The sequence below is a fragment of the Turneriella parva DSM 21527 genome (genome assembly GCF_000266885.1).
Taxonomy (GTDB): domain Bacteria; phylum Spirochaetota; class Leptospiria; order Turneriellales; family Turneriellaceae; genus Turneriella; species Turneriella parva.
In genome coordinates, this window is the sequence record NC_018020.1 from 2,487,734 (window position 1) to 2,511,793 (window position 24,060).

Below are 24,060 nucleotides of genomic sequence, written 5' to 3' on the forward strand. Positions count from 1 at the left end.
CGGCGCAAATTCCCCCGCGAATCGGTGACGATTCGCTCTGCAAGTGGCGAAGACGCCAGAATTCACGCCGATTTTTCGCCTCGCGGCGAAATCGCCCCGAAAATTGCGAAAAAAATCGCCCAATGTTATAGCTTCGCGAGTTCCCGCCGAGTGACTAAAGCCGCGCGAGATGAAAATTTGGCCGCTCTGGCTGGCCGCGCCTGCGCACTTCAAAGTGCAGATGCGGGCCGGTTGAGCGCCCAGTCATGCCTGAGAGGGCAATCCTCGCGCCTTGTTTTACCTTATCACCGTTCTTGACCTGTATCTTGCTCAGGTGGCCATAGAGCGTGCGGTACCCGTTGCGGTGCTCGAGAATCACCGTCTTGCCATAACCTTTTTTGGTGCCGGCAAAAACCACTGTACCTTCTGCCGAAGCGACGACGCGCGTGCCGATGCTGCAGGCGATGTCGATGCCCTTGTGAAATTTGTGTTTTTCGGTGAATGGGTCTTTGCGCACCCCGAAGCCCGAGGTAATGCGACCCTCGACGGGGTGAATGAACGTCTTCAGGTTAAAATATTCTTTTTCGGTTTCGTCGAAATGCAGGCCTGTCACGAAATAAAAATTTTCGTGGCCCGGTATTGGCAGAATTTCGCTTGCATCGCGGTTGAATTTCTTCGCGACCTTTGCCCGATCACCATAGACTGCGATGCCGCGTACGTTGGGTAGCAGCCACTCTGCGCCGGCGTTTAAGTCCCATAGTGAGGCAAGGCGGTTGACACTCGAGATCGTGTCGTGGTCGAGCACTGTGCGCGCCATAACCTTAAAAAAAGTGTCTTTGCCGGTGAGTCGGTATCTTCGCCATTTGATTTCGGGGCGCGAGCCGTCGGCGACTGCCCGCAGGTTGTCGGTGACTTCGGCCCGCATCTTCTTGATTTCGGGGTCGGTGTGCGCGAGGTTGCGAATGTAGATTGTACCCTGCGTACTGGTAAGACCGCTGAATGCAGCTGCGAAAATCCATAGCAGGGAAATTGAGTAGAAAACACGCATAGGATAACGGTATCTGTTAGTTAAATTTATGACTGGGCGGTAACTTACGCCAAGCCACTCCCCATTTAATCAATCGGCGTTTACCCGGCATCCTTTGAGTCAATTATGTCGCATTGTCTTCGAATACCCTCATCGAAATTCTGCGCAAGGGTGAGGCCTTTCTCGCACAAAAACTCGTTGCCTCGCCCCGCCTCGAAGCGCAACTGATCTTCGCGCATTTCTTGAAACTGCGGCGCATCGACCTTTTTCTGCAGCCCGACCGCCCGCTCACCCCCCCCGAGCTCGAAACGCTGCGTGAGGCATTGAAGAAAAAAGCAGCCGGATTTCCCACCGCTCACATTCTGGGCGAGAAAGAGTTTTATGGGCGCCCTTTTTCTGTGTCGGCCGACGTGCTGATACCGCGCCCTGAAACCGAAGAACTGGTTGAACACGTGCTCGCAGAGATTAAAGAAGCCAACCACATTGTCGACCTGGGCACCGGCAGCGGTTGCATTGGGCTAACTCTTGCACTCGAGCTCAAGGCGCCGCACCTGACTCTCATCGATATTTCAGAACCTGCGCTCAAAGTGGCGAAACACAACGCCGACGCATTACTCGCGGGCGCCGATACGAAATACGAAATTCTGAATGCCGATTTCACCAGCGGCGCCGTTCGCCTGCACCCGCACGCCGACGTGATTGTGAGTAATCCCCCTTATGTTTTGCCCGAAGAATTTGCCGCGCTCGACGCCGGTGTGCGCGACTGCGAGCCGCGCGTCGCGCTCGTGGCCGATGACTTTGAAGAGGTGCACCGTCGCCTTATCGACTGCGCATTCGGCAATCTCGCGCCCGCAGGCCTTCTCGCAATCGAGACCCACCCGCGATATTCGCAGCAGGTTGCCGACTGGGCGCTCGGTCACGGTTTTGTCAGGGTAGAAGTGCGTAATGACTTGGCCGCACGTCCACATTTTGTTTTCGCGTGGAGATAGTTACCCGCATGCTTCGACAGGCTCTGCAAGCAGAGACTGCGTCGCAGCATGACAATTCGTCACCCTGAGCGTGTCGAAGGGCGACGAAAAAGGAAAAAATGAAATCGAGATATATCGTACTGACTCTTACTTTTCTCACGCTGCTCACCTTCGCCTTCATCTTCGACAACGTCTTCTCCATTTGGGAACAGGCATCGTATGCGCGCTTCAAGCCCGTGACGACTGGCCTGCCTTCGGCGCAGATTGCACGCGATGTGCAGGTGGGTGAGGTCACTGCCGATTTCTTTTTCGCACCGCCGGGTCAGGCGAAACGACCGCTACTCATCGTGATGCACGGCGGCTTTCTGCAAGGCGGCAATAAGAAAAATTATGCATACATCGGTGGCCTCGGCGTGCGCCTTGGCTATTCAGTCGCGATTGTGCAGCTGAAGCATTATCCTGGAATTTTTACACGACCGTTCTTCTCGAACGAAACGCGCCGCTCGCGCTCGTTGCCAGAGCAGGCAAAAAACTTTGCTGTGTTCGTGCGCGGCGTGGGTGCTCTAGGTGAGCGTTTTGGTTTCGATAGCGCAAAAATTCACGTTCTGGCACACGGTTCGGGTGCGCTGCTCTTGGGTGATGCGAATGTCGAAAGCTTCAAGAGCATTGTGCTCGTTTCTCCGATCTGGTCGCTGAAAGAAAATGTCGCGAGCATCGCGCCGATGCAGCTGCGCGCACTTGAAGGTTATATCACCGACGCCGATGCGCTCAGGCTTTCACCGTCTGAATGGGTGAAAACCACGAAGAATCCGCTGTTGCTGATCTGCAGTGAGCGGGACTTGCCATATATTAAAGATGCCTGCGCCAAAGCAACTGTCGCCAGAGCTAATGCCAAACCAATCGAAAGAGTTATTGTCCAGAGGCCGTCGCATTTTGAGCTGATGTTTCATTTGGGCAGCAAAATTGAAGAGGCGACGGAACCGCTTAAGAAATTTCTTTTCGATAATGCCCGTTCATGAGGCGCTGTCACCTTTCGACGTGCTCAGGGTGACAAGACTTTGTCATGCTGAGCCAGTCGAAGCATGACCTGGGTAGTTACAGCCTAAACGCCTCAGGCAGAATTTTGTCGATCAGCATCTTTTTCATGCCCTTCTTGCCGTCAAAGTAGACGATGCCACCTTTGCCAAATTCAAACAGCACCTGCCGGCACGCCCCGCACGGTGGAATCTCTGGTACCTTATTGTTCACAATATAGATTGCGCGTATCATTTCGCCACGCTTCTCAGTAACCTTCTGCATCGCCGCCGAAACCGCCGAGCGTTCGGCGCAGATCGTCAGGCCATACGATGCATTCTCAACATTGCAGCCAAGATAGACATTGCCATCGCTCGCCAACAGAGCTGCGCCGACGTGAATGCCCGAGTAGGGTGCGTATGCCTGGTTTGAGGCTTTGATTGCCTGTTCGCGCAGCTCAGTTATGGCTTGTTTCGTTAATGGATTGGTTTTCATGAGTTCTAGAGCAACGCCGCAATCTGCACTGCGTTCAGCGCAGCGCCCTTCAGCAGCTGGTCACCCGCGATAAAGACATTCAGCGCCTTTTCGGGCATGCTCACGTCTTTGCGAATGCGGCCGACGAGGCAATCCCATTCGCCAGAGGCTTCGAGCGGCATCGGAAAATGATTCTTTGTGCGGTCGTCGACGACGCGCACGCCGGGAAACTTTTCGTAGAGTGCACGCGCTTCGTCTTCGCTCGGCGCCTGGCCCGCGAATTCAATGTTGATCGATTCTGCGTGTGCGCGCAAGATCGGCACGCGTATGCAGGTGGGGCTGATCGCAATTGCGTCGGTGGAGAGAATCTTTTTTGTTTCTTTCACCATCTTCATTTCTTCTTCGTTGTAACCTGCCGCATCGATCGCGGTGTTGTGCGAGAAGAGATTAAAGCCGTAAGGGTAAGGCATTTTTTGCGGAGTGAATTCTTTGCCATCGAGAACCGCGCGTGTCGAGTCTTTGAGCTCTTCCATCGCAGCCCAACCCGCACCTGAAGCAGCCTGATACGTTGAAACCACAAGGCGCCGCACCGGAAACTTCTGGTGAAGCGGAAAAACACCCATCAGCATAATGATCGTCGAGCAGTTTGGGTTGGCGACAACACCCTGGTGTTTTTTCGCATCATGAGGATTTATTTCAGGCACCACGAGCGGCGTACCTTCGCGCATTCTGAACGCAGAGCTGTTATCAATCATCACGCAACCGGCATCGACAACGGCTTTTTCAAATTCTTTGCTCACCGAGCTGCCGGCTGAAAAGAGCGCAATATCTGCGCCTTTGAACGAAGACGCGGTCATTTCTTCGATCGTGATGTCTTCGCCGCGAAATTTCAGTTTTTTGCCCGCGCTGCGTTTCGTCGCCAGAAGCCGCAGTGAGTTCACGGGAAAATTCATTTTTTCGAGAACGCTCATGAACTCAATACCGACGGCTCCCGACGCCCCGGCGATAACCACATTCTTGCCTGCCATACGTTCATCAATTTTTAGCGCGACAGGTTGAAAATCGAAACGGTATCTGCCCAGGTGCATTCGTTCATGACCGAAGGTCCCTGCGGCTATTACCCCGAACGGGCTACGCGCAACCGTATGCTGAGCGACGAAAACCATGAGTTTTCGCAGGCGCAGATCACCCGAATTCTGAATAAAGGCTACCGGCGCTATGGGCCCGATTATTACCGCACGTTTTGCCGGGGCTGCAGAGAATGCACTCCCTACCGCGTGCTCGTCGAGCGCTTCAAACCCGGCCGCCGTTTTCGTCGGGTGCTCGCCCGCAACGCGGCATGCGAAATTACGTGGGCCGAGCCGAAAGCCTCGCAGGAAAAATTTGAGCTTTATGTGCGGTACCAGCTTTCGCGCCATAAGAACTTCGGTGATGCGACGATTCTTTCGATTCGGCAAGAACTCGCGGTGGCGATGATACGGCAGATGTATATGAATCCGCAATCGTCGCTTGAACTCACTGTGCGCGAGAGCGGGCAGGTGCTGGCATTCGCAACGTTTGACGTTACCGACGATTCGCTTTCGGCCGTCTATTCGGTCTTTGAACCCGACGTGCCCGAAAGATCGCTCGGTACACTGAATATTTTGTTAGCACTACAGCAGGTGAAAAAGCTGGGTCTAAAATACCTCAACCTCGGTCTGTATCTCGAAAACCACCCCAAGATGAGCTACAAAGCCAATTTTGGCCCTGCCGAAGTCTATCAGGGCTTTCGCTGGAAATCCAAACAATAATCGCATTCGCGATAATGGTTTAGTTTTCCAGATAATCTTTGTCAAAAGAGGTGCGTTCTTTCAGGCGCTGCAGCAGGTTTGCTGCCATGCGCTTCATCGTGCGCTGCGGAACGCCCAGAATTTTCTCAAGGTCGCTGTATTTGACCTGCTCAATTTTCTGCAGAATAAATAAATTGCGTTCGTTGTCGTTCAACGATTCGAGAAAGCCATCGATGTGTTTCTCGAGTTCTTTCTGGTAGATCTTACCGACCTGTTCGTCTTTTTCCCAGGTGTCGCTTTCTTGCGTATTTTGCAGGTCACGCGTGAGGCGCCGGTGAGTGTCGCGCACATAAGTGAGAATAACGTTGCGCGCAGTTTTGACGAGCCACGATTCAATTCGATCAGTCGAGATGTCGAGCTCGGGCAATTTGTCGTAAAAGGTGATAAAAACCTCTTGCAGCAGGTCGAGCGCTTCGTCACGGTCGCGCACCGAGCGGGTGATGTAGTTGAGCACCCGGTTCTTGCTCTTGTTGTAGATGCGCTGAAAATCTGCGTCGAGGGTGCTGCTGCGGTCTGCAGGGGCAGGACGAATCTCGTTGGGGTCAGCGGGAATCATCTTGCGCCATTATTTTTTCGGCAAAACAAAGGTAAACTCAGTAAACTGTTCTTTTGCCCAGCGAATACGAAGTTTGCCGCCGATTTGCCGAATTTTGCGGGCGATGATATCCATGCCGGCGCCGCGCCCTGCTATCGAACCTTCGCTTTCTGCAGTGCTAAAGCCCGTTTCAAAGATAAAAGTTATGATCTCGTGGTCTGGCATGCGCGCCAGGTCGTCGTGCGAGGCGAGCTGCCGCGCCGCCGCAACCTGCCGAATTCTTTCGATGTCAAAGCTGCTGCCATCATCACGAATCTTAATGAACAGCGTGTTCTCTTTTTCGCTGACATCAATCTCAATACGTGCAGTGCGGGGTTTTGCCAGAGCCTCGCGGCGCGCAGGTGACTCGATGCTGTGCGCAAGAGCATTGCGCACACACTGCACAAGGCCATCTCGGAGTGCCGAAGTATACCGGGATGGTATGAGCTCGGCAGAGAATCGGGTAAAATGTATCTCAGCTTCTTTGCCGAGTTTCTGGCAGATTTCAGCCACCATGCGCGGCAGCGCCTCGCGTAAAATATCGATGCTGTTCAAATGCATCGTGCCGGCGTTTTTCTGAAAGTTCAGAATTTTCAGAATCATTTCTTCGAATTCTTCGAGCGCACGCTGCAATTCTGTATGCGCCAGATTGACCCCCAAAAGATCAAGGTTTTGCAGCGTATCTTGTTTCAAAAGGGATTGCAGTTTGTCTTCAAAGGCATGCGCCTGCCCGGCGATAAAATTGACTTTGAAAAGCTGCGCGCTGCCTTTGATGGTATGCGCCGCGCGGTACGCGCGTTCAAGCCGCTCCCGCACTCCGAGGGCGGTGTCGGGGCTAAGTGCGGTGACAATATCTTCGAGTTCAGATTCGATGCTGCCATAAAATGCCTGCAGGGCCTCAGGGCTAACGCTGAAAAGAGTTCGCACGATTTCGAGTTGATTCTGGGCGCGCGATTCGCGCTCTTCGATCTCAATCCGCTTTTTCTCTTCCGCCGTAATGTCGCGGCACGAGGCAAAAGCTGCCATGATGCGGTCGCCCTTGCGCTGGCGCGTAAAATTGAATCGCAAAATCTTCTGCTGCTGCGACCTTAAGCCGCGAACCGTCACGAGGCTGAGCGGATTCAGCTGCTCCACAGTTTCGTCGTCCATGCTGGGGTTAAACAGAACGTTCAGAAACAGGCGCGCGTCTTCTGACAGAGCTTCGCCCGTAACCTGCAAAATGACCTCGGCGAACGATTTCTGCACCAGATCTTCATGGTCGACTTCGAGCAACTCAAGAATCTTGGGCGATATCTTGTTGCCAATGATCTGGTCGCGGCCGATCAGAAAGACACCTTCTGACAGCGCGCCGAGCACAGCATCGCCTTCGGCGCTCAGTTCGGCGATCATCGCCGTGCGCTCGAGAATTTTGATTTCCATCGAGCTGATGAGCGCGGTATTTTCTTGCGCGAGAATCTCAAGCTTTTCGTAAGCGTGTTCTTGGCGAAGGCTCAATAGCACCGACTGCGACATGATGAAACCGATGAGGCCCAGGGGAGCAAGCTCTGGCAGATTAAGAACATTTGCTACCGTCAATATGTCCGCTGTCGCGCCGGCAAAAAGCAGCACCAGGCCGGCTGCCAGTGTCTTAGCGCCGCGCTCCCTCGCTGCAATCGCGCGAATGATAACGATGCAGCTGTAAATGATCAGCGCCAGAGAAAACAGCTGCACGCAACTCAAGGTTTCAGAATACCACCGCGGGGGCAATACCAGCACCGCGAGGCAGAGGGGCAGCATTACGATCAAAATAATGCGAAAGACGATCGGGTGAAATTGCCGGGTAAAAACCAACCTCAAAAACCAGGCGCTGAGCGGCACAGCCCCGTAAAATGTGAGGTATGCCAGGCGCGAATTCAGGGTCGATGGCAGATCGGCAAACATCGTGAGCAGAAAGCGGTTACCCTCGGCCAGCGGCCTTAATGCAAACAGCAGGCATAAGAGACCGAACGCAAGATTCGATAATTCAGAGCGGCGGCGCGCAAACAAGAACATGTGGTGCAGGCCGATGAGCAATATAGCTCCGCATAAAAATGTAGCAGCCATGAAGCTCTGGCTGACGCCATTCTGCAGAACCTCGGGCCGACCGAGCTTTACCGTCTGCCAGATACCGCCGTGGCGGTCTTCAAAATTCGACACGTGCATCACCAGGTGTACGGCATTCTTGCCGTCAGCAGGCGGCAGATTCACGACCTGCGGCTGCGTGCGCGCGACCGATTCATTGGCATGCTTCGCGACCCGACCCATTTGCGCGATTTTGATGCCGTTGGCGAACAGTGCATACGCAGTGCCGATGTTCGGCAGTCGAAGTGCCAGCGTGCCCTGCGCCTGACCGGTCTGCAGCGTGAGCTCGTAACTTCCCCAGCCTGTCGCCGGCAGCGCCTGACCCCGGTAGTCGGCACCTTTCCAGGTGCCCCGCACCTTCAGCAGAATTGGCGTCGTTTGTGGTTTAGCTCCATCGACAGGTATAAACTCATGCCAATAGAATTTCCAATCTCCGTCCAGTGAGACTTCTTGCTGATCGCTGATGCTGTGCCGGGTCAGGTCGGCGACGCCATCGGCGACAATTGTTTTGGCTAGCGCGTGGCTTGCCGACGACCACAGTGCCAGCAGCACCGCAGCAAAAATAAAGAATCTTTTCACGGCTGGCGCTGGCTCAAAAGTTTCGTGATGGCAGTTTTCACTGCCTCGGCCGAAACCGGCTTGTTGATGAAGAGCGCCGCGCCGGCGTCGAGTGCTTTCAGAACGACGCTCTTGTCGTTGATTGCCGAGACGATCATCACCTGGGCTTCTGGTCTGATCTTCTTCATCTCTTTCAGCGCGGCGAGGCCGTCGATGCGCGGCATGGTGATGTCGAGCGTGACAATGTCTGGGTGAATGTCGCGAAAAAGTTTAATGGCTTCTTCGCCATCGCGCGCCGTGCCCGCAATTTCAAGGTCAAAGCCTGCGAGAAATTTCTGCATGACATCGCGCATAATCTGCGAGTCGTCGACGATGAGCACTTTAAGCGCCATTGCAGCTACAATCTGACAGGGCGACAGGCTGAAAATAAAAATGACAACGCCGTCAATTCATTGACCCAACCTCGGCCGTGTAGCTATTGGTGCACCATGGCAACCCGTGAAGTGAAAGCAGGTGATTTACGGTTCGCCTACGAAAGTTATGGCGACGGCGCCGAAATATTTGTGCTGATACATGGCTGGTGTTCGGTACGCAATTTCTGGGGGCCGGTGCTCGCCGATTTTGCGGCGCTGGGCACCTGCCACAATCTCGATCTTGTCGGCCACCACCCTGCGACATTGCCAGCGCATGTGCACGATTTTGACCTCGTAAAGGTCGCTTCAATGCAGGCAGCCGCGATCAAACAGATCGTCGGCAAAAAGAAGGTGACTGTCGTCGGCCATTCAACCGGTGGGCTCGTTGCGCTGGCGCTGGGCATCTTGCATCCCGGGCTTGTGAAGCGCGTTGTCGCTATCGGGCCGGTGGTTCACGGCCCGGTCAGGGGACCGCTCGGTTTCGCGAAAGATCTCTACAAACTCAACTTGCACGCTGCGCTGCACTTGCCTTTTGCCTTCATACGTTCGCTGCCCGATGCATTCAAGAATATCTTCGAGACGGGCGTACACGACAGCAAGGCTTTCTTTCGCCGGCGCGATGCGGATAAATATGTCAGGGCGTACCGTGAGCAGATGCTGAACATTTCTCCCGAAGTGATGGGCGCATGGCTCACAATTATCGACAAGGCAGATCTGAGGCCTGCGCTTACCGGTTCATTATTGCCGACACTTTTTATCACAGGTGCCCATGACAGAGTCGTCGACCCCGGGCAGGCCCGTGAAATTGCGCGCAAGATGCCGAATGCTGCGTACCACGAATACGCAGCTTCGGGTCACATTCCGATTCTTGAAGAAGAGGTGGAGTGTTTTGCGAACCTAAAACTCTGGCTGCAGTGCCATTAAGCAGCGGGGGCTTCGCACCCGCTGCTTAATTTGCAAAACCCGTGACGCCCAGCTGTTGGCGCAGTACCTCATGCTCCGCATCATGCGTACGCCAATAATCCAGCAACATTGTTTTGGTTAACTTTGCGACGGTCTTCAGCCTGCGCGGTGTGACAAAACCATCTGCATACTCTTCTGCGTAGCCGACGATCGTGTGCGGAAAGGCACGTTCAAAAACGAAATCCACACTTCTTTCATGGCTTTGCCCCCGGGCATAGACGAGGCGATAGCTTCTGAGCTGTTTGCCTGAGAAATCTTTTCCCTGGTAATCGCCGAGCGTTGCGCTCGCTGGTTCAGCTGCCAGGCGCCTGTGCCTCAGCCGGGCCGCTGCCAAAGCCGGCAATACCTTGTTTTCGCCGACGGGCAACAAATCGGGCGCGAGGCGAATGCGCTGCCAGATTTCATCTTCGCCAAAGGCATCGCCGACGACAAAAGTTTCATCACCCTCGCTTTCGAAATAAGAGCGCGATTCGACCCGGTAGCCCGTCTTCGCCTGATTCAACTGCGCAAAGGTCTGGCCGCACCAGTCGACTGAAGTCGAAGTGATCTTCATCGCCGGCCGGGTTACTGCATCGTCGAGCGGCTTGAAGCTCGTGGTGGTGATCGCATAGTCATAGATGCCGGTGGTGAAGCGACGCATCGTTTGCGCCTTCATGACTGCCCGCACTGCCTGGCCCGACGCACTGTCAGACTTTACCTGTTTGTCGGCGTTAAACGGCTCCGTGACGGTAATGACGATCATCTCGCCACGGTTAAGGTTGCCATATCTCGCCTGCGTGAGCGTATAGCGGCTGAGCTCTGCCTTACCCTGCTGCCAATATTGGTCGAAGCCCGGGTGAAGGTCTGGCGGCTGCAGATTTCGGGCGCTTTCACAAGAGAGCAGGGTGCTGCTCCAGAGTAAAACGAGGTGCCGGTGTTTCATCATAGTGCCCATGTTATTTGTAGCGCCACGCTGAAAATTATTACGGCAAAAACAAATTAGACGTGTCAAAAAAAGTGGCAAGACTCAGCATTCGCGCATACCTTGAGGCTATAGAAATCCTGATATGAACGTACAGATTTACACCAAAGGTTATTGCCCATATTGCGATCGCGCGAAAGAGTTTTTCGCGGCGCGTGGCATTGCGTACGACGAGATCAACATCGAGCGCGACCCCGCCGAATACGACGCGCTCAAGGCCCGAACGCAGCACATGACAGTGCCGCAGATATTCATCGACGGCAACTTTATTGGCGGCTATACCGACATGATTGCCAAAGTCAAAACGGGTGAACTTTCGTTTTAGTCTCTGGCGCTCTATCAAAAAAACGCGACGGCTGACTTAATGCCAAAAACCTGCCCGCGTGGCAGAACTCAAAGGGCATTGGTCGTTACCATTTGCGCCGCTCGCCGACGCGTTCGCGGCAAATTTCGATGCCGGGCAAGAAATCGGGGGCGCGATCTGCGTCTATCACCGCGGCAAGAAGGTCGTCGACATCTGGGCTGGCCTCAAAGACAAGAACATCGAAGACCCTTGGCGCGAAGATTCTATTGTGCCGGTATTTTCGGTGACAAAGGCGCTCGCCGCGCTGTGTTTTCTGATTCTCGCGAACCGCAAGAAGTTTGACTACGAAAAACCCGTCGCGCACTACTGGCCCGACTTCGCGCTCGCGGGCAAGGGTGAAATTACCTGCCGCCAGTTGCTCGAGCACCGCGCCGGGCTGTATGCGGTCGATAAGCCGCTGCACTTATCTGATTTCGGCGACAACTATTCGAAAGTCTATAATGCTCTCATTATGCAGCGGCCGCTCTTTATACCCGGCAGCAACCAGGGTTATGGCGCTCAGGTTTGGGGTGCATACGCCGCCGAACTTTTTCGGCAGGTTGCACATGAGTCTATCGGGCAGTTTTTCGCGCGCGAAGTCGCCAAGAAACTCGGCATCGATTGCCACATCGGGCTGAAAGAAGAATACGACACGCGCGTGGCGACCCTATATCCCGTTTCAGTCGTCGATCGCCTGGTCGCGCTCGTGCCCGACATGATTATGGGTGAGACGACTGAAGGGCGTATTGGTCGCGCCTTTATTTCAGGAAACAATTCCATTGAACAGGCCTACATGAACCCTTCGGCAGGCCCGAAGAGTGTTGAAATTTTCAACGAACCCTGGGTGCGCCGCCTCGAGCTGCCGTGGGTGAATGGCGTCGCCAATGCCCGTTCGCTCGCAACCTTGATGAACGTCTTTGCGCTCGGTGGCAAACTCGGCAAGGTTCAATTTGCGGGCGCCGAGCTTATGCGCCAACTGACGAAAGAGAATCCGTTGCGGTACGATCTTGTGCTGCAGAAGCCCTTGGGCTGGAACCTCGGCTTTCTTAAAGAAGAGCGCTGGCTTTACTCGCCGAATGTCGAGGCATTCGGCCACTCGGGTATGGGGGGCTCACTCGCGCTCGCCGACCCCAAAGCAAAATTGTCATTCGGCTATGTCTGCAACAAGATGGACTACAAGATCAGGCCAGACAAGACCTTGCGGCTTTGTCGGGCGTTATACGAGTGTGTCAATTAACGGCGCCTCACTGCAGAACGAATCAGCTGAGCCGCCACGTTGACCGTTGTGACTGCGATACGCTCGCCGCACGTCATCTGGCGATCGGGTGTGCGCTCGCGGCGCGCGCCCGGAAACATATAGAACTCAAATCGACCATCGATGAGCAGTGGGCTGCCGTCGACATGCGTCTTGACTGCGAACGGGTTTTGATACGGCTCAATGGAGGATTTTCTTTGTGCTGCAAGCGGCCGCTGCATTAGCAGAGCACCGCACATGATCAGTGCAATCGTCGGTGTTGCTGTCTTTCTAAGGGGCCTGATCATGAACTGTACTACTTGAATGCATCAAACAGTGGTGCAAAGTCCTCTCGCTTGAGGTCGAGCGGCATAGCGTAGCCCATTTCGGGCGCTGGGGCAGACATGTAGCCATAGGTCTCAATCGCGAGCGGGGGCACGATCTTCTCTTTTGCCAGCTCTTGTTTGAAAGCAGGGTAGACTCGCATCGGGCCAATGAAATAAGACGCTGGGTTTTTGTAAGGGAATGTCGCCGCGATCGTAGTCGACTTCGGAATCACGAGATACCGTAACATGCTGCGTAGCCTCATCTTAAGGGCATCGTCTAGATTACTAATATCGCAGCCAATTACCGAACGGAGCTTGTCTTCAGGTGTTTCAGGTGTGTCTAGATAGATTGCCAGAGCCTTACAATCTTTGAGTCCTGCCGCCTGCCATTCTTTCTGAAAGGCGCTCCAGCTGGTGCTGAGATTTTTGTAAGCACCTTTGTGCGTCGCGAAGACAATCTCGGCCGGGCCGAACGAAGAGCGCGTCACCGTGACGCTGCGAAATCCGCCGAGCCAGATGTACATGCCGAAGAGCACACTAACCAGTACAATAATGATAGCTGCAATAATCTTAATCGCTTTCATTGGGGTTCCTGAGCGCGGGTGCACGAGCAGTTACAGGTCGTCTACCTATTTGTTGAGCCAGCAAGGGTATTGGCTATGCAATCTTGAGAATGATCTGAATCGTGCGATCAGCGACGATACCTTCTCTGCGGCGCACCTCTGCCTTCAATGGCAAAACGTACGAGCCAGATTTTGTGTCGCTGAATACCGAAGTTTTCCAGGTCGTATCGCCGATAGTCACTGTAACGCCGATCGAGCCGAAACTTTTGGCAAGATTCCCGTGAAACACCTTGATTTCTGCAGCCAGCTTTTTAGGCAACGTCACGAAGTGCCAGGGAGTGGGGCCGTCATAGATCCATACTTTCACTTGATAACGAGCAACCGCACTTCGGTCATGTCTTCGATTGCCGAGCGAATGCCTTCGCGCCCCAGACCCGAATCTTTCACACCCCCGTAGGGCATGTTGTCGACGCGAAAACTCGGCACGTCGCCAATGACGACGCCACCGACCTCTAATGTATCCCACGCGCGCATCGCTTTATGGATGTCCCGGGTGAAGATACCCGCTTGCAGACCGTAGCGGCCACGGTTCACGCGCTGCAGCGCCTCGTCAAAATCAGAAAAAGTTTCGAGCACGGCTGCCGGGCCAAAGGCCTCTTCGGCGCACAGTTTGTCGGCAGGCGCGACGCCTTCGGCGAGTGTCGGTTCGAGCATCGTGCCCACAAGCTGCCCGCCCGTCAGAATGCGCGCGCCGTTTGCCGCGGCTTCGTCTATCCAGCTTTTGAGGCGCCGGGCTTCGGTTTCTGAAATCATGGGCCCAATGAAAGTGGTCTCATCATGAGGATTTCCCGCCTTAAGCGAGGCGGTCGCTGCAACCAGCTGGCTCCGCAGTTTTTCATAGAGACTCTCATGCACAAGAATTCGCTGCACACTGATGCAGCTCTGGCCCGACTGATAAAACGCGCCAAAGACAATGCGCGGCACCACCGCGTCAATGTCGGCGTCGCTGTCGATAATCACCGCTGCATTACCGCCGAGTTCTAGCGTTACCTTCTTCTTGCCGGCACGCGCCTTCATCGCCCAGCCGACTTCGGCAGAGCCCGTGAAGCTCAAGAGCTTCAGGCGTTCGTCTGTGACGAAAAGTTCGGCCGCGTCTCGCGGGCAGGGCAGAATGGAAAACGCTCCCGGGGGCAGGGCTGTTTCAGCGAGAATTTCACCCAGCACGAGCGCGCCGAGTGGCGTCAGTGACGCCGGTTTCAGAACGAAGGGACATCCTGCTGCTATGGCGGGGGCAATTTTGTGAGCGGCGAGATTTAATGGGAAATTAAACGGGCTGATAAACGAGCAGGCGCCAATCGGCACGCGTTTCGTGAAGCCGCGATAACCTTTCGTACGGGGGGTGATGTCGAGCGGCATTACCTCGCCGCCGATGCGCGTTGCTTCTTCCATCGCGATGCGAAAGGTGTCCATGAGGCGGGTGACTTCACCGCGCGCGTCTTTGATAGGTTTGCCCGCTTCGATGCAGAGAAGGTCAGCGAGCTCTGCCTGCCGCTCATTGACGCGTGTCAGTACGTGCTCGAGCACCGCACGGCGTTCGTAAGGCGCCATTTCGGCCATCGGTTTTTCGGCGACGAGGGCAGCGGCAATCGCCCGATCGATTATCTGCGCATCGGCGAGTGCGACTTCGGCGTAGATCGCGTTCGTGTATTTGTCGGCAATCTTAAGCTTTGCCTGGCTCTGTGTAACAGCACGATTGGCAAGGTAATAGGGAAAGACTTTCATGACGCGGCCATTTTTGATGAAGCGGCCGGCAAGGCGAGCACATCGCATGGCTTGCCATTTTTTCTTTCAGGTCTGCCACGAGATGCCAATCTGGTTCATGTACCCACGGTTATCGCTGGTGGTTCTCGCCGTTTTGGTTTCTTCGGGTTGCCTCACCACGAAAAACTCGAAGGCAATTCAACACTACCGCTCGGCTGTAAACGAATTTGACCGGCGCCTCACTGATGGCAAAAACTACCGGGTGCTTAAAGGTGAACTCACGGTGCAGCCTGGCAAATCGACGCTGCAATTTGGTGATGTTTTGCTTGGCGCAAACCGCTGGCTCAATGTTGAGTCAACATTCGAAGGCATTCGTTTTTACGAAACTTCTGAGCGCATGCCCACGGGGCATACCGTATACCTGATTCAACAGAATGCCTGCTGCCTCGAAGACGCCGCCTTTCGCCAAATATTGTTCTTGAAGCCGGGCGATAACGTCTCAGCTGCAGAAATTCTTCAGAAACATTTTCAGTATAACGTAGTTGCCAGCGAAGGCCCATCAGCCGTGCTCGTGATGGATTTTACCAATATCTACAGTTTTGGCGGCATGCTCGCTTACTGGCGTGAGGGGCGTCAGGTCACTTCTTTTGCTCAGGCACCCGCAACCGATTACGAAATTGTAATGCGCGATATCGCGTGGCGCGAGCGCAGCCGTCTGAATCTTGCGGCCATGTACGCCTGGTATGGCATAACCGTGCCGATTGATATTGTTACTTCACCGTTGCAGTTACTGGGCCTCTTGGCGTATGGCAACGGCATGGCTAAATAGCTGCCCGCGTTTCGAAAAATATCAGATTTCGACCAACACCTTTTCGAGCGAGGTGCGAATTGCTTCGGGAATTCTCACAGGTTTCCCGGTGGTTCGGTCGACGAACACGTGCGTGAAGAAGCCATCGGCCACAGCTGCGTTCTGGCCTTCACGAAATATAGCGACGCCGTATTCGACAGACGAGCCGCTGATTTTGTTCGCCCGAAATCCCCCTTCTAATCTGTCGGGGTAGGCTACCGGTTCGTGGTAGTTGCAACCTGAACTCACTACGAAACCGACGATGTTGTCGCTGTGAATTTTCAGCCCTGCAATTTCGATCAGGTACAGATTCGCGACAGTGTCGAAATAAGAGTAATAAACGACATTGTTCACGTGACCATAGATGTCGTTGTCTGACCAGCGCGTAGTGATCGGGGTAAAGAAGCGATAGCTGTCGCGCATTGGCCGCGTGGGTTTAGCCATAGGGTTGCCTTTGCGCCCGCAAGCACACGTCAAGTTGATGGCAGATGCGCAGCATTTTTCTTACCTCACACGAGTTGCGGTATCACGAAACGGCTGGCCACAGGCTGGCTTTTGCCGGCACGAGATAAAGAGGCGGTTGAAATTACCCTTCGCCGCTGCGATTTCGAAACCTGACGCCAGAATGCGATGAGGTTCGGTAATGCCGGCGACCTGAGTCTTGAAAGTTCTGCCCGAGTGCATAAACAGAATTTCTGAACCGACGCCGGCTGCACGAATCTCGAGAGTGAAGTCGACCTGTTTGCCATTGGCACCATAAAAATTGCCCGCGTAACTGCCGTTTAAGGCGCCTGTTGGCAGCAGAGCATGCGCGCTGCGTGTTTTGAAAAGCGATTTGTCGGTTGCGAGCGAAAAGCCAATGGGCTTAGAAAGTTCTGATTCAACGCCGTTCGTGCCACGGGCCCGCACTGCATAAAAAAAGAGTTTTCCCGAAACATCCAATTCGTGGCTGAAGCGCGGGGTTTTAGTCGCTGCGATGAAGTTCCAATTGCTTTCTCCCGGCGCCTTACGAAACACGAGATAATCTGCCGCGTCGGCGACCTTCGCGAACTGCAACAAGACTCCGGTCTTAGTTGCGGTCGCTTTCAGGTTTGCCGGAGCGAGTGGGGGCTTACCGGTGCGGTTGACGTTGGTGTTGGCGTGACCCCTCGCCGGTAGTGCCGCCGGCCCTGCCTGAATGCCCGAGATCGCGCGCACGCTATATGCCTGCACAGTGCCGCTTTTAGCTTCAGGAGACGAGTCGCTGAATGCATTGGTTTTCACATAACCGGCTTCTTGCCAGAGGCCGCTTGAGGCGTTAAAGCGCACAACCCAATAGCGGTCGGCGCCCGGTACGGCAGTCCAGGTGAGTTGAATTTTGTCGGCGAATACACCGGCAGATGCCTGCAGCCCTTCGACGCGCCCGGGCATGCCTGATTTGCCTTCGACGGTGATCGATGCCGATGGCGGCGCTTCGTCGCTTCTGCCAATCGCGATGACGGCGTACGTATTTGGCCCGGCCGCAGGGCGAATGTCTGTATGCGTCGTACCGCGCGGTGTAGCAATCGTGGTAAAGGCACCGCTGGCGAAATTTTCCTTGGTAACTTTGTATGACGTTGCGAGTTCAACTCCCTGCCAGCTGAGGCGAATCTGGCCGTTGGGCAAAAGTTCGCCTTTGAGTCCCTGAACCGCCCCCAGTATTTTCTGCTCGGCGGCGTAGCCGCTTGCGACAAGGCTCTCATCAGCGCTGGTTTTTTCTGTTTCATTCAGAGCGACGATACGGTAATAATAGTTTCTGCCTGAGTCGATCGAATAATCTTTAAAATGCGTCTCGGCGGTTTCAGATATTTGCCCGAACGAACCGTCGGCGCTATCGCTGCGCAGAACCTGGTAACCGAGTGCACCGGTTGAAGCCGCCCATGTTACCGTGATGCTGTCAGATTCTGTGCCCTGGCTTGCGCGCAGATTCTTTGGCGGCGATAACTTTTCGCCTATGGGGGCATCGCCCTGTGGTTGCCAGTCCCTGAGAGCATACGCAGCATAAAAGAACTGCTGCGCAAATTCATAAGACACCCAGCCGTAACCGTTCGTGCCCCAATTGTTGCCGTCTGAATCCATGATCTTAAAAGCGCCGCGGTGCCCCTTCGGCGAACGCTTGTTGTCGTCGTAGCCGATCAGCACCATCGCGTGCCCATTTTTGTTCGCGACGGTGTAACCATCGTACACGCTCTCGTTGCGGCAGCATTTCCAGCGGTCGGGGCCTGAGTTGACGCCGATCACCATTGGCTGTCCGTTAGCGAGTTCTGCCTTGAGCGCCTCGGTGTCATGCGCGGGTACGGTCTCATAGCCCTTCGCGCGGTATTGCGCTGCAGTCTTGAGCTGCGCCGAGGTCGGTTGCTTTTTGAAATCCGCCACGTTATAAGGCCATTCGGCCCAGGTCACCGCACCCCTTTCGACAAGCAGGTCGAGCGCATGCGGTATGTGCGCGCCCCGGTCTTTACCCTTATTCACCTGATTATAAGTCCAGGCAGGAGAGAACACGTTTTCACCGCGGCCGCCGGCTTCTTGTACATGCGGCCCAAAGTCATGGTTGCGCTTGCGTTTTTCGTGATAGCTCTTGAGCGCATACGTTGTCGCCCAGCCGACGCAGCTGCCCTGCTTACCCTGTTTGCCCGGCGGCGGAAAAAATTGTGCCAGATCAACCCGCGATGGTAAACCCCGGTGGCGAATGAATGCGCTATCAGAAACAGGAATACGATCGTAAACTTCGGGAGGTTCTGGCAAATAACCTTCGTTGCGTGTTTCGACGGCTGGTTCTGTCGATGCCGGGCCGCCTGCTGTAAACATGACGAGAACAAGCGCCGCAGATATAAAGAAGGGCTTCATTCCCCATAAAGGCTTTGTTTTCTCAAGCCGCAAGTAAAATTTCTGAACTAACGTCATGCCCGCGAAAGCGGGCATCGATATACATGAAACTAAGGGAGATTCCCGCTTGCGCGGGAAAGGCCCAAAGTAAAACCAATTGCCGTAAAAACGAATCAGCGCAGACCCTGCACCAATATCTCTTGACCCGCTTAGGCGACGAGAAACATACGACCATGAAAATTATCACGCGCAGCGTCTTGGTCTGCGTTCTGCTTCTGACGGCCGGCATTTCGGCGCAGAAATTGCCCGGTTTCTATAACGAAACGATGAACTTTCGCATCGAATGGAAAGGCATTCGCGCCGGCGATGTGACGATGCGCACGCGATCTGAAGGCGACAAATTTATTACGATCAACGCGCGCGTGAACTCGCTGCCGGTGATGCACGGCATCTATTATATTCAGGGCTCTTTTGCCGCAAAATGGAACCACGTCGCGCGCACCCCGGTGATTGCCTACGAAGAGGCATACCAGGGCGACACCTACCAGCGCCGCAAGTTTCGCTTTGCAGGCCGCTCGGTGCGCGTTGAAAAAAATGAGAAGCGCTTTCATGAGCTCAGTTATCCGCACAGCAACCCGCCCAAATCAGAATCGAATGACGCGGCAGACGTCAGCATCTCAGGGGGATATCAAGATCTGCTTGGGGCCTTTTATTATGTGCGCAGTACAGGGCGCGTGCCCAAGGTGGGCGAGGTTTTGCGCGTGCCGGTTCTGCCCGCAGGTTCAAGGCGTACTCTAATTCTGAAAGTATTGGCGCGCGAAACGCGCAATGACATTCCCTTTTTTGGTACGCGTGAAATTATTCATGTGCGTTCGGCGCTCGCCGACGAGGCGAAAGGTAAAGGCCCGGCGATGGGCAATGTCTTCTTTAATACGCAGTCGCAGATCGACATGTGGATAACCGCCGACGCTGATTTTGTCCCGGTAAAGATCTGGACGACGATGCCATACCTCGGCGTCGCCAATATTCTGTTAGAGCAATACTCTCAGCCTTAATCGATCAGGCTTCGATCGCTCTCAGCATGCCCGCAATCTGCTGCCGGTGTGAGAAGCGCGCCATCGCTTTTTTGCGCCCGGCATTGCCATATTGTCGGCGCAGATGCGCGTTCTTCACCAGAGTTCGCAGCGCCGCCCGCAGCTGGTCGTCGCTGTGCGGTTCGAACAAGATGCCGGTTTGGCCGTCGTCGACGAGCTCGGGCGTTCCCCCGCTGCGCGTTGCGATCACCGGTAAACCTGCGGCCATAGCTTCAATCGTTACCATGCCATAGGTTTCTTTTTCTGAGGTCAGTACGAACATGTCGAGGGCCGCGAACGCACCGGCAGGGTCTTGCATGAATGGGCGAAAATGGACTGCATCGGTTATCTGCAGTTCATCGCACAGTGCCTCGAGCTCGCGCTGGTAATCAGAACGGTTGTCGAGAGTATTCGCGCCGACGATCAAGAGCTTCAGCGGCAGCCCCTCGTGAATCAGCTGCGCAGCGGCGCGCAGCAGCATCGCCTGATTTTTCTGCGGGTCTAGCCTGCCGATGACACCGGCGATAATCGCATCTTGTGGCAGATTCAGCTCGTGCCGCGCCGTCTGTGCGTTCATTCTGCGCGGCGTGAAATTTTCAAGCTCGATGCCGAGTGGTACTACGCGCAGTTTGTCGGGCCGCAAACGAGTCAGCTGCAGAACCTGCCTGCCGAGGCCTGGAAGCGGCGATATCCAGACGTCGAGCTTTTTGTAGAGCCACGTGTGGTAGAGATCGCGCTTTGCGTGCCCGATCTGCATGTGTTGCACGTACGCGAGCTTCAGTCGCGAATGCATTAGAATTTTTGTTAACACGGCCCTGAACAGGTCGGCGTTCGTATTGACGATGAGAGCGCCGACACCCTGCGCCTCGGCCACGTCGCGCATGCTTTTCACAGAAGCATAGTCAAAGTAGCGCGAGCCTGGCCTGATCGCGTGAAAATCCACACCGTGTTTTTTCGCTTCTTCGGCGAGCGGCGTTTCGGCTTTGCCGATAAGCAGAACGTCTTTGCCGGCCGCGCGTAACCAGCGCGCTAAGCGCAAAACATTAAGTTCGAGGCCGCCCCAGGCTGAAGATGAGCACAGAATCGCGATCGGGTACTGCATATCGGTGAGACCTCGTCTGATGAGATTTAGTTCCCATAATATAGGATTTATCTGTTTCATGGGCAATTTATTCTATTTATGGCCTGACGGGCCATGGGCGGGCAAGAGTGCACCCTATGCGCGACGAAGGGGTCACGAAATACCGTGTCGATTTCAGACCAGCTGCTGAGCCGGACGCCGAAGAAGTTGAAAATCTCATCGCGTGTCGCGACCGCCTGTTCGCGCGCGGACTCATTGGGGTTTACCCCGATGGCATCGGCTTTGGTAATGTGAGCGCCCGAATCCCCAAAACCGGACACTTCTTTATCACGGGCACGCAAACAGGCCATCTGCCGAAGCTGCGTGCAGAGCATATCGCCCGAGTTACAGGTTACAGCATCGCTGAGAACAGAGTCGAATGCAGAGGGCCGGTTCAGGCATCTTCAGAATCGCTGACGCATGCGGCCGTTTACGAACTCGAGCCGACGATTGGTGCGGTCATACATATACACCAGCGCGAATTGTGGCGGCGCGCGCTTCAGCATTTACCGACGACAAATGCGTCGATACCCTATGGCACACCCGCAATGGCGCGCGAAATGCAGCGACTCTATAAAGAGACGAATCTAAAAGAAGTGCGCGCTCTTGTGATGGCGGGGCATGAAGAGGGATGCATCACTTTCGGGGCAAATTTGGCTCAGGCTGAGTTGGCGCTCGAGGGTGCGATAAAGCTATTTGGGCGCTGAAGATTCTTCCGCTTCATGTCTGTTTAATACCTGAAATACAATAATCTTTGACCCCCTGAATCGCTGCAGCATAAATTTGCATGCACTGGATTACACCATAGAAAACTCTTCAGCGGCCCGAATTGCCTTTCTCGGCGATTATGTTCCGCGCCAGTGCGGCATCGCGACTTTCACACATGATTTAAGCGAGGCGATCGCCGACGAGTCAGCACAATCTGAAGTTTTCATTTGTGCGGTCAATGATCGGGCCGGCGGCTATCATTATTCTGATCGCGTGCGTATCGAGATTGAAGAAAAAGATCTCAGATCTTACCGCAGCGCTGCCGATTTTCTCAATTTCAGCGCGGTCGATATTCTCTGCGTTCAACACGAGTTTGGCATCTACGGCGGCACAGCCGGCAGCCATCTGCTGGGCCTGCTCGATGAAGTACGCATGCCTGTGATCACAACGCTGCATACGATACTGCGCGAACCCGATGCAGGCCAGCGTCGGGTCATGCGTGAAATTTTAGACCGCAGCGACCGCGTCGTTGCCATGGCGCACAAAGGCTCTGAAATTCTGACAGAAATTTACGGAGTTGCCGCAAATAAAATTTCTCAGATTCCACACGGTATTCCCGATTTACCGTTCGATGCTTCGAGCCATTACAAAGCCCAGTTTGGTTTCGCCGGCAAAAAGGTTCTTTTTACTTTTGGTCTTTTGTCACCGGCAAAGGGCATCGAATATGCGATTCGGGCATTGCCACAGATCATTGCTGCACATCCGCAGGTGGTTTACGTGGTGCTTGGGGCGACGCATCCGAATTTGCTCGCGAGTGAAGGCGAGACATACCGGTTGAGTCTCGAGCGGCTAGCGGCAGATCTTGGCGTCAGTAAGCAGGTCATTTTTTACAATCAATATGTTTCGAGCAATGATTTGCGTGAGTTTATCGGGGCGACCGATATTTACATAACACCCTATATCAGCGAAACGCAAATCACCTCGGGCACGCTCGCGTATCTTTTCGGAGCGGGCAAAGCGGTTGTTTCAACTCCTTATTGGCATGCACAAGAATTGCTCGCCGATAATTCCGGGCAGCTCGTGCCGTTCAGAGATGCGTCAGCTATTGCGATTGCCGTCTGCCGATATCTCGAAGATGAAGCGGGTCTGGCTCTGACGCAGGCCCGCGCATATGCATCGGGCCGGCGTATGGTCTGGTCAGAAGTGGCCAGGGCTTATTTGAAGCTATTCCGAGATGTGCGCAGCGAGCATCGGGTGGCGCCGCGGCATGCGTTCGCCGAATGGACCCTCGACAGCCGAGCAGAATTTGTGCCGCCGCTAAGAACAGATCACGTGGCCCGTATGACCGATTCGACTGGTATTTTACAGCATGCAATCGTTGCTTTACCAAATTTTGCCGAGGGTTATTGCACCGACGATAACGCCAGAGCATTTATTTTGACCTGCATGCTGGTTGAGCTGGGTGACGATGCGATGCGAATTTCACAGGAAAAGCTGGCAACAAACTATCTGGCTTATCTGTGGTATGCGCTCGATGGCGACAGATTTCGCAATTTTATGAGCTATGAGCGCATATGGCGCGATAGTGCCGGCAGCGAAGACTCGCATGCGCGCGCGGTCTGGGCTGCGGGTACCGGGGTTGCGCGTTCACAGAATATCTCTCACCGGACACTCTGCGTGATGATGTTCAGGCGGGCCATCTACATTACCGAAGCATTTACTTCACCGCGCGCATGGGCTTTCGCCCTGCTCGGGATCAACGAATATCTGCACCGATTTTCAGGCGACAGCGCTATTCAGGCTATCAGGGCGCGCCTGACGCAGAAATTGCTGCAACGGTACCGAGACACAGCCACAGAAGGTTGGCAGTGGTTTGAAAATGTCGTCAGCTACGACAATGCGCGCATTTCGCAGGCTTTGATTATCAGTGGGCAACAGAATTCTGATTCAGAAGCGCTCTCCGTGGGCCTTGAATCACTCGACTGGCTCGAGTCGGTGCAAAAATCACCCAACGGATGTTTCAGGCCTGTAGGCAGCAACGGATTCTACGTAAAAGGCGAGACGAAGGCCATTTATGATCAACAACCGCTCGAAGCGGGAGCCATGATTGCGGCATGTCTGTCGGCATACCGCGCAACCCATGATATACACCGTATACAGACGGCCCGCCGCACATTCGAATGGTTTATGGGTCGAAACGATCTTGGGGTCAGCCTCTACGATGCAACGACCGGCGGTTGCCGTGATGGTCTGCATGCAGACCGTTTGAATGAAAACCAGGGGGCAGAGTCGACCCTTGCGTTTCATCTGGCCCGGGCCGATCTCGACTTAATAGAACATGAATTTTCGACGCGAGTGAGCCTTCTTTGAAAACAATGGTC

The 24,060-nt window shown here is 54.5% G+C and carries 24 protein-coding genes; 10 read left to right on the top strand and 14 right to left on the bottom strand.

What is annotated here, in order from left to right:
• Nucleotides 1–154: 154 nt before the first annotated feature.
• Nucleotides 155–1,027: a M23 family metallopeptidase gene (locus TURPA_RS11880; protein ID WP_014803548.1), complete on the bottom strand. Its 873-nt coding sequence runs from the start codon at nucleotides 1,025–1,027 to the stop codon at nucleotides 155–157.
• A gap of 113 nt (nucleotides 1,028–1,140) precedes the next feature.
• On the opposite strand from TURPA_RS11880, the gene prmC reads away from it, so the two are divergent.
• Entirely contained in the window at nucleotides 1,141–1,995 is an 855-nt protein-coding gene (gene prmC, locus TURPA_RS11885; protein ID WP_014803549.1) for a peptide chain release factor N(5)-glutamine methyltransferase, read from the top strand.
• A gap of 98 nt (nucleotides 1,996–2,093) precedes the next feature.
• Nucleotides 2,094–2,993, top strand: coding sequence for an alpha/beta hydrolase family protein (locus tag TURPA_RS11890; RefSeq protein WP_014803550.1), 900 nt, complete (start codon nucleotides 2,094–2,096; stop codon nucleotides 2,991–2,993).
• Nucleotides 2,994–3,069: 76 nt separating this feature from the next.
• Here the strand turns inward: TURPA_RS11890 and TURPA_RS11895 are convergent, their stop codons facing one another.
• Both TURPA_RS11895 and TURPA_RS11900 read right to left on the bottom strand, forming a co-directional pair.
• Complete coding sequence (locus tag TURPA_RS11895) at nucleotides 3,070–3,483, bottom strand: cytidine deaminase (protein WP_014803551.1); 414 nt, start codon at nucleotides 3,481–3,483, stop codon at nucleotides 3,070–3,072.
• Nucleotides 3,484–3,488: 5 nt separating this feature from the next.
• Nucleotides 3,489–4,490 (bottom strand): aspartate-semialdehyde dehydrogenase, encoded by a 1,002-nt coding sequence (locus TURPA_RS11900; protein ID WP_014803552.1) that lies wholly within the window; start codon nucleotides 4,488–4,490, stop codon nucleotides 3,489–3,491.
• Nucleotides 4,491–4,517: 27 nt separating this feature from the next.
• Between TURPA_RS11900 and TURPA_RS11905 the strand changes: the two genes are divergently transcribed.
• Nucleotides 4,518–5,252, top strand: a complete 735-nt coding sequence (locus TURPA_RS11905) for an arginyltransferase (protein ID WP_053332182.1) — start codon at nucleotides 4,518–4,520, stop codon at nucleotides 5,250–5,252.
• A 19-nt stretch (nucleotides 5,253–5,271) separates the two neighbouring features.
• On the opposite strand, the gene TURPA_RS11910 is transcribed toward TURPA_RS11905, so the two are convergent.
• Genes TURPA_RS11910 through TURPA_RS11920 form a run of 3 tightly spaced genes read right to left on the bottom strand, consistent with a single transcriptional unit; the run spans nucleotide 5,272 to nucleotide 8,915 of the window.
• Nucleotides 5,272–5,847 (bottom strand): RNA polymerase sigma factor, encoded by a 576-nt coding sequence (locus TURPA_RS11910; RefSeq protein WP_014803554.1) that lies wholly within the window; start codon nucleotides 5,845–5,847, stop codon nucleotides 5,272–5,274.
• 9 nt (nucleotides 5,848–5,856) lie between these two features.
• The gene (locus TURPA_RS11915; RefSeq protein ID WP_014803555.1) at nucleotides 5,857–8,544 is read right to left on the bottom strand and encodes a 7TM diverse intracellular signaling domain-containing protein; all 2,688 of its coding nucleotides are present in this window, start codon (nucleotides 8,542–8,544) and stop codon (nucleotides 5,857–5,859) included.
• Nucleotides 8,541–8,915, bottom strand: coding sequence for a response regulator (locus TURPA_RS11920; RefSeq protein ID WP_014803556.1), 375 nt, complete (start codon nucleotides 8,913–8,915; stop codon nucleotides 8,541–8,543). Before TURPA_RS11920 ends, TURPA_RS11915 begins: the two co-directional genes overlap by 4 nt.
• A 96-nt stretch (nucleotides 8,916–9,011) precedes the next feature.
• Here TURPA_RS11920 and TURPA_RS11925 point away from each other — a divergent pair, with 96 nt between their 5' ends.
• Nucleotides 9,012–9,860, top strand: a complete 849-nt coding sequence (locus TURPA_RS11925; RefSeq protein ID WP_014803557.1) for an alpha/beta fold hydrolase — start codon at nucleotides 9,012–9,014, stop codon at nucleotides 9,858–9,860.
• A 25-nt stretch (nucleotides 9,861–9,885) separates the two neighbouring features.
• Here the strand turns inward: TURPA_RS11925 and TURPA_RS11930 are convergent, their stop codons facing one another.
• Nucleotides 9,886–10,824, bottom strand: a complete 939-nt coding sequence (locus TURPA_RS11930) for a hypothetical protein (RefSeq protein WP_053332183.1) — start codon at nucleotides 10,822–10,824, stop codon at nucleotides 9,886–9,888.
• A gap of 121 nt (nucleotides 10,825–10,945) precedes the next feature.
• On the opposite strand from TURPA_RS11930, the gene TURPA_RS11935 reads away from it, so the two are divergent.
• Nucleotides 10,946–11,185 (top strand): glutaredoxin domain-containing protein, encoded by a 240-nt coding sequence (locus TURPA_RS11935; RefSeq protein WP_014803559.1) that lies wholly within the window; start codon nucleotides 10,946–10,948, stop codon nucleotides 11,183–11,185.
• Between the two features lie 58 nt (nucleotides 11,186–11,243).
• Nucleotides 11,244–12,440, top strand: a complete 1,197-nt coding sequence (locus TURPA_RS11940) for an EstA family serine hydrolase (RefSeq protein ID WP_014803560.1) — start codon at nucleotides 11,244–11,246, stop codon at nucleotides 12,438–12,440.
• On the opposite strand, the gene TURPA_RS11945 is transcribed toward TURPA_RS11940, so the two are convergent.
• The 4 genes from TURPA_RS11945 to TURPA_RS11960 all read right to left on the bottom strand — a co-directional run bounded on the left by TURPA_RS11945 (nucleotide 12,437) and on the right by TURPA_RS11960 (nucleotide 15,108).
• A complete protein-coding gene (locus tag TURPA_RS11945) occupies nucleotides 12,437–12,745 on the bottom strand; it encodes a hypothetical protein (protein ID WP_014803561.1) in 309 nt (102 codons plus the stop codon). The genes TURPA_RS11940 and TURPA_RS11945 overlap by 4 nt on opposite strands.
• 8 nt (nucleotides 12,746–12,753) lie before the next feature.
• Nucleotides 12,754–13,347, bottom strand: coding sequence for a hypothetical protein (locus TURPA_RS11950; protein ID WP_014803562.1), 594 nt, complete (start codon nucleotides 13,345–13,347; stop codon nucleotides 12,754–12,756).
• Nucleotides 13,348–13,420: 73 nt separating this feature from the next.
• Nucleotides 13,421–13,693 (bottom strand): DUF1905 domain-containing protein, encoded by a 273-nt coding sequence (locus TURPA_RS11955; RefSeq protein ID WP_014803563.1) that lies wholly within the window; start codon nucleotides 13,691–13,693, stop codon nucleotides 13,421–13,423.
• Complete coding sequence (locus TURPA_RS11960) at nucleotides 13,690–15,108, bottom strand: aldehyde dehydrogenase family protein (protein WP_014803564.1); 1,419 nt, start codon at nucleotides 15,106–15,108, stop codon at nucleotides 13,690–13,692. Before TURPA_RS11960 ends, TURPA_RS11955 begins: the two co-directional genes overlap by 4 nt.
• Before the next feature lie 46 nt (nucleotides 15,109–15,154).
• Here TURPA_RS11960 and TURPA_RS11965 point away from each other — a divergent pair, with 46 nt between their 5' ends.
• Entirely contained in the window at nucleotides 15,155–15,916 is a 762-nt protein-coding gene (locus TURPA_RS11965) for a hypothetical protein (RefSeq protein ID WP_014803565.1), read from the top strand.
• A gap of 21 nt (nucleotides 15,917–15,937) precedes the next feature.
• Here TURPA_RS11965 and TURPA_RS11970 read toward each other — a convergent pair whose 3' ends face one another.
• Entirely contained in the window at nucleotides 15,938–16,378 is a 441-nt protein-coding gene (locus TURPA_RS11970; protein ID WP_014803566.1) for an acyl-CoA thioesterase, read from the bottom strand.
• Between the two features lie 60 nt (nucleotides 16,379–16,438).
• A complete protein-coding gene (locus tag TURPA_RS11975; protein ID WP_014803567.1) occupies nucleotides 16,439–18,799 on the bottom strand; it encodes a C1 family peptidase in 2,361 nt (786 codons plus the stop codon).
• Nucleotides 18,800–19,011: 212 nt separating this feature from the next.
• On the opposite strand from TURPA_RS11975, the gene TURPA_RS11980 reads away from it, so the two are divergent.
• Entirely contained in the window at nucleotides 19,012–19,833 is an 822-nt protein-coding gene (locus tag TURPA_RS11980) for a DUF3108 domain-containing protein (RefSeq protein ID WP_041948493.1), read from the top strand.
• Nucleotides 19,834–19,837: 4 nt separating this feature from the next.
• Here the strand turns inward: TURPA_RS11980 and TURPA_RS11985 are convergent, their stop codons facing one another.
• Nucleotides 19,838–21,013: a glycosyltransferase family 4 protein gene (locus TURPA_RS11985; RefSeq protein ID WP_083847792.1), complete on the bottom strand. Its 1,176-nt coding sequence runs from the start codon at nucleotides 21,011–21,013 to the stop codon at nucleotides 19,838–19,840.
• A gap of 56 nt (nucleotides 21,014–21,069) precedes the next feature.
• Between TURPA_RS11985 and TURPA_RS11990 the strand changes: the two genes are divergently transcribed.
• Entirely contained in the window at nucleotides 21,070–21,678 is a 609-nt protein-coding gene (locus TURPA_RS11990; RefSeq protein ID WP_014803570.1) for a class II aldolase/adducin family protein, read from the top strand.
• Between the two features lie 76 nt (nucleotides 21,679–21,754).
• Nucleotides 21,755–24,049, top strand: a complete 2,295-nt coding sequence (locus tag TURPA_RS11995; RefSeq protein WP_014803571.1) for a glycosyltransferase family 4 protein — start codon at nucleotides 21,755–21,757, stop codon at nucleotides 24,047–24,049.
• The last annotated feature ends 11 nt before the right edge of the window (nucleotides 24,050–24,060 follow it).